Below are 4,857 nucleotides of genomic sequence, written 5' to 3' on the forward strand. Positions count from 1 at the left end.
GCACTATATCGTGGCACGGGAGTCGTTTCGGGGCATCCAGGGCAAGTTTTTGCAGTGGATGGGCTGCTATTCTATTCGCCGTGGGTTGGGGGACCGGGCAAGCATTGCCCAAACCCTAAGTTTATTAAAACAACCCCAGGCGCGGGTGGTGATCTTTCCAGAAGGTGGGTGCTCATACCAAAATGATACGGTGATGCCCTTTCGTTCCGGGGCAATTCAAATGCCGCTGCAGGTGATGGCCCAGTTGGCTAAAAAGGACCCGGATGCGGATATGTATGTGGTGCCGATATCGCTGAAGTACCGCTATACCCAGCCGATGGCCGCTGTGATTGAACAGACGCTCCGGGGACTAGAGCAGGAACTGGAGGTAGTGCCGTTGCAGCCTGAGGATTTCTATCAGCGGTTGCTTGCGATCGCAGCCCAAGTCATCACCCGCATCGAAACCGAATTTAGCTTGCCCAGCACCCCAGACCTGGACTGGAATCAGCGGATTCAGCGGCTGCGACACCATGTGATTGCCCAGTGTGAGCAGCAGTTGGGGCTATCCCCCAACGGTGCCCCGATTCGCGAGCGAGTCTACAAAATTCAGGCCCTGCTGGAATCTGAAGAACCCAGAACCATGGCAGAAGAAGACACCCTCTATCGCACCACCGTACGTCTGCTCAACTTTGATGCCATTTACGATGGCTATGTCGCCGCTAACCCCACCCCTGAGCGCTTTTTAGATACACTGATGCGGCTTGAGCGAGAAGTGTATCAGATTGAACATATTCAGCCCAAGGCCCACCGACAGGCCATTTTTCGAGTGGGGGAACCCATCAACCTTAAACACTACGTTACCGACTTTCGAGAGGATAAGATCGGCACCGTGAATCATCTCACCGAACAGCTACGTCATAACGTACAGAAGAATTTGGCCAATTAATCTGCGTACGGTGGTCGGCCCTGGGAAATCTTTTTATGATGATAGGGAACTGGGTTCATGCTGCAGTTCTCTGGCTCAAGCATGCCTCCATTACCTCTTTTCTCCATGGATGAACCATTTTTTGCCACTGCTGAGGTACCCGGATTATCGATAGCATCAGCCCTCTGGCAAAGCACCACCATGGGGATGTGTCATCTGCAGCAGAGCGACGACAATTTTTACATCGTTGCGCTTAATCCGACCCTGGCTCGCTGGGCATCCGTGTCAATGGCTCAGAGTATTCGTCGTCCTATTCACGAGATTTTTATCACCGAGGCACCCCAGCTTCAGCATTATCGGCAAACGTTGGCCACCAACAGACCGGTCACCTTTGAAACGACCGTACGCATTGATCTCAGCGATTATCAGTGGAGGGTGGAAGCCCTGCCGATGCCTCAAAAGCCTAGAGAACTACTGGTAATGGTGACGGATATTACGGCTTACAAACAAACAGAACAGCAGCTGACGGCATCGACACAAACGCTGCAGCAGGTGATCGATAATCTTCCCTTTGTCATTTTGTGGAAGGATAGAAATAGCGTATACCAGGGATATAACCGTCGCTTTCCTCCGATTACTGGCTTTGATAGCAGCGTAAATCTGATCGGCATGACGGATCATGATATGCCCTGGAAGCCGGAAGAAACGGCCTGGTATCTGGAGTGCGATCGCACCATTATGGGTACGGATACCCCACAGCTCAACATTATCGAACCCCAGCTCCAGGCCAACGGTCGAAGGGCCTGGTTGAGCACCAGCAAAATACCACTGCATGATGCCAACGGAGAGGTGAGTGGTATTCTGCTAGCGATTGAAGACGTAACTGAACGCAAACAGACTGAAGTTGCACTGAGTCAGAGTGAGGAACGTTTTCGTTCTTTATTTGAAGGGGTGTCGCTGATTAGCATGCAAGTTTATGACCGCCAGCGCCGGGTGATTGGCTGGAATCAGGCTAGTGCGGACCTCTATGGCTATACGCGCGAAGAGGCCATGGGCCAGCGGCTAGAAGATTTGATTATTCCCGAGGCTATGCGTGCGCCTGTGATTCAGATGATTGAAGATTGGATCCACCGCGATATTCCGATTCCCGCTGGTGAGCTGACCCTACGCCATAAAAATGGTGGACCAGTGGAGGTTTTTTCTAGCCATATGATGCTGACCAATGCCCAAGGTGAACCTGAGCTGTACTGCTTGGATTTGGACATTCGCGATCGCAAACAAGCAGAAACCACCCTGCAGCAAGCCCAGCTCAAAATGATACACGGCGAGAAAATGTCTAGCCTGGGCAAAATGGTGGCAGGCATTGCCCATGAAATCAATAATCCCATTAACTTTATCGATGGCAATCTGACCCATGCCGATGCCTATGTGCGAGATCTTTTAAAGCTGGTTAATCTGTACCAAAAACACTATCCCCAGCCGACGCCAGCGATCCAAAAAGCTCTCAAAAAATTAGACATCGCCTTTATTCAACAAGACTTTAGTAAGCTGATTACCTCAATGCAGTTTGGCACCGAGCGCATTCAGAGTATTGTCAGTTCGCTCCGCAATTTCTCTCGCATTCGGGAAACAGGGCTAAAAACGGTCAATCTCCATGAAGGTCTCGACAGTACGCTCGCGATTTTGCACCATCGGCTACAGACAACAGAGCCCCCCATTAAGGTGGTACAACACTACGGCAAGCTGCCCTCGGTGGTGTGCTATCCGGGGCAGCTAAATCAGGTGTTTATGCATATTTTGACCAATGCCATTGATGCTTTGGTGGAACATCAGGCGCTCAATGTCCCGTCTAATCTACCGACCATCGCAGTTGAGACCGCCTATCGCGATGATGAGCAGGTTGTTGTGACGATTCGCGACAATGGGCCAGGCATGCCAGAGGCGGTGCAAGCTCAAATTTTTGATCCATTTTTTACCACCAAACCGGTGGGACAAGGTACGGGTATGGGGCTGGCGATCAGCTATCAGATTATTACCCAGCAGCATCAGGGCCAGTTACTGGTGGACTCTGTGCTAGGCCAAGGAACTACGTTTGAGATTCGGGTGCCGAGCATCGGAACATTACCGACTAACCTCTAGGCCGTCTCCGCAAATATCGCCTAGATTGTCAGGGCAGGTGTCAGCATCAATGTCGATACCGCTCAGATCCAGAAGCTGCCATTCTTGCTCAGTGGCGGGGGTGAGAATAGTGCCGATGGGACTGACATCGGTAAATGGATTGTAAGCAACATTCAGCGATCGCAGGGCAGGCATCGTAGCAACGGTGGCAATGCTCTCGATTTGGTTATAGCTGACATCCAGACTAGTAAGCTGGGTTAGCGCCCTGAGAGCACTGATGTCGTCTAGCTGGGTATTGGCCACCTGTAATGTTTGCAGCTGACTGAGGGCGGTGATGGGAGCCAATTCCGTAATCACGTGGCCGCTGAGGTTTAAGGCGGTGAGATGGGGCGTTGCGATCGCAATTATCTGCATATCCACACCCATGGAAAAATCCACCATCAGCCCATGCTCTGGCAGGTAGGTGGTGTGCAATTGGGGACCCCGTAAATCTTTGACCGTTGACAGTCGCAGCTCAGCGATCTCGCAATCGCTGGTGGCCAGCGCCGACATCAGCGACTCCATCGTTTGCCATGCATAGGGACGACTATAGAGCAGAGAACTCCAGTCGCTACGCGTTCCTTGAAATGTATGGCACAGGTCTGCAAACGTAGGCTGGGGCGACTCTAACGCCATCACCGGGAGCGCAGCCGTTATAACAGGTACCGCCGCCGCCACACCAGCTAGCATAGGAACGATCTGAAGCAATGGGTTGGATTGGGACATAAGTTGGGACATAACTAATATCACCCCGTTTGTGACTAAACCTTGTCCATCAGCATTGCAGCATTAAACCATCCCAAGCGTCTGCCTTCGTTAATAACCATTTATATTTGCTAGATTTGGCGGACGAAACCAATATTCACTCAGCCAGGTTGCCAATCTTCATACTTTTTGGCATCCCCGGTCCGAATTTTACCTAAGTGCTTCTGTGGCAAGTAGTACAGCCTCAGGATTTGGATCTTCTCTAGCCATGCTTTACTGTGACACTCACCTCAGAAATCAGCTGATCGTCTCAAACTTAAAAATCAATAGCTTTGAAATCAGAGATGCCATTGGTTTTGATAACGACTGGTTAACAGGATTACGCCTGTTCTATGAGTGTTGTTCTCGAACAGATTATAAAAGACTGCCCCAGCTGCTTGAGCAGGCCGAGAAACATAATCAGCTGGTGGCCGCCATCGAACCAGATATTCAAAACGCGGCAAATTTAGCTCTCTCAAAAAGTTCGATTGTAGAACTCAATGATGTAATTACAACATTCTCTCAGACCAAGAGAAAAATATTAGATGCGATCGCAACGTACAATATCCTCCGCGACGACCCCCAACATAACAGTATCGAAAATCACATGGGTGTTGCCCCAGCTGCTCTGATAGATGAGCCCCCCAGCCAGGGGTATCGTCACCTAATTCAAAAGTCATTGCAGCTAGCGATACATCTGTAAAGCCAGCCATTGACCTCCCCGGCATAACTTCATCTAAAAAACATAATATATGCGGCCCTGCTAACAGAGGGATTCATCTCCTAAATCAGTCACGGATAAAGCCGCCCACGCCAACATACAACCATCAGCGCACCATGACAGAAACTGTTGGTATCATAGGAGAGAAATAATCGCATCCTCTAAGATCCGGTCGCAAGATTGTCCTACAGAATACTAGCAATATTGATTATCTTGCTATGAGATTAATAGGGGTTGCCAACAGTTCGATAACTAGGAATTTTAATACGACGATATAAAAAGGCCCGATAAATTCTTCAGCAAATTCCGTATTCATTGCTTCATGATGTGC

Annotated in this window: 4 protein-coding genes; 3 read left to right on the top strand and 1 reads right to left on the bottom strand. The window is 49.9% G+C overall.

The annotated features are described in order from the left end of the window. On the top strand, positions 1-925 hold a 925-nt coding region (locus tag IQ260_RS27735; protein ID WP_193996308.1), incomplete at its 5' end, for a lysophospholipid acyltransferase family protein. A gap of 105 nt (positions 926-1,030) precedes the next feature. Then, positions 1,031-3,043 carry a PAS domain S-box protein gene (locus IQ260_RS27740; protein ID WP_193996309.1) on the top strand — a complete coding sequence of 671 codons (2,013 nt, stop codon included), beginning with the start codon at positions 1,031-1,033 and terminating at the stop codon, positions 3,041-3,043. Here the strand turns inward: IQ260_RS27740 and IQ260_RS27745 are convergent. Further along, a complete protein-coding gene (locus IQ260_RS27745) occupies positions 3,026-3,787 on the bottom strand; it encodes a leucine-rich repeat domain-containing protein (RefSeq protein ID WP_193996310.1) in 762 nt (253 codons plus the stop codon). The two genes, IQ260_RS27740 and IQ260_RS27745, sit on opposite strands and share 18 nt — an antisense overlap. Positions 3,788-3,992: 205 nt before the next feature. Here IQ260_RS27745 and IQ260_RS27750 point away from each other — a divergent pair, with 205 nt between their 5' ends. Further along, positions 3,993-4,508, top strand: a complete 516-nt coding sequence (locus tag IQ260_RS27750; RefSeq protein WP_193996311.1) for a hypothetical protein — start codon at positions 3,993-3,995, stop codon at positions 4,506-4,508. The last annotated feature ends 349 nt before the right edge of the window (positions 4,509-4,857 follow it).

The organism is Leptolyngbya cf. ectocarpi LEGE 11479 (assembly GCF_015207065.1).
Classification (GTDB): Bacteria; Cyanobacteriota; Cyanobacteriia; order Phormidesmidales; family Phormidesmidaceae; genus Leptothoe; species Leptothoe ectocarpi.

Excerpts from the sequence above, each read along its gene's own strand:
- IQ260_RS27740 (WP_193996309.1), top strand. The coding sequence starts at position 1,031 with ATGGATGAACCATTTTTTGCCACTGCTGAGGTACCCGGATTATCGATA.
- IQ260_RS27745 (WP_193996310.1), bottom strand. The coding sequence starts at position 3,787 with ATGTCCCAATCCAACCCATTGCTTCAGATCGTTCCTATGCTAGCTGGT.